Here is a 523-nt window from a genome sequence, read left to right as displayed (position 1 = left end):
TCAACCAGAACATATCGCCGCCATTCGCCCACAAGGCGAGATCGATTTTAGCGGGACCTTGATTCGCCTGCATATTGGTCTGGAAGATGTCGACGATCTGATTGCCGATCTGGACGCCGGTTTTGCGCGAATTGTATAACATTGCCACTTTTGGACAATTTTGCAGACATTTAATTGTGAAAAGTCTTAAATTGTTGCGTCCGGGATCAAGGCGTCCCGGACGATTCAGGAGTACAATAGGCAGATAAAGGCTTAAACGCTGTTCCACAGGAAAGTCCATGGCTGTTATTCAAGATATCATCGCTGCGCTCTGGCAACACGACTTTGCCGCGCTGGCGGATCCTCATATTGTTAGCGTTGTTTACTTTGTCATGTTTGCCACGCTGTTTTTAGAAAACGGCCTGCTGCCCGCCTCATTTTTGCCAGGCGACAGCTTGTTGATACAGGCAGGCGCATTGATTGCCCAGGGGGTTATGGATTTTCTGCCTACGATTGCGATTCTGACCGCCGCAGCAAGTCTGGG

At 49.5% G+C, this 523-nt stretch carries 1 protein-coding gene and 1 pseudogene; both read left to right on the top strand.

The window, feature by feature from the left end:
* Nucleotides 1-13 precede the first annotated feature (13 nt).
* Nucleotides 14-139, top strand: coding sequence for a PLP-dependent transferase (locus KI369_RS30075; RefSeq protein WP_212959072.1), 126 nt, complete (start codon nucleotides 14-16; stop codon nucleotides 137-139).
* Between the two features lie 139 nt (nucleotides 140-278).
* Nucleotides 279-523 (top strand): annotated as a pseudogene (yghB, locus tag KI369_RS30070) (DedA family general envelope maintenance protein YghB); the annotation flags it as partial.

The sequence above is a fragment of the Bacillus sanguinis genome (genome assembly GCF_018332475.1).
Lineage (GTDB): Bacteria > Bacillota > Bacilli > Bacillales > Bacillaceae_G > Bacillus_A > Bacillus_A sanguinis.
Note: the sequence above shows the minus strand (reverse complement) of the source record. Positions and strands in the feature narration are given on the sequence as shown.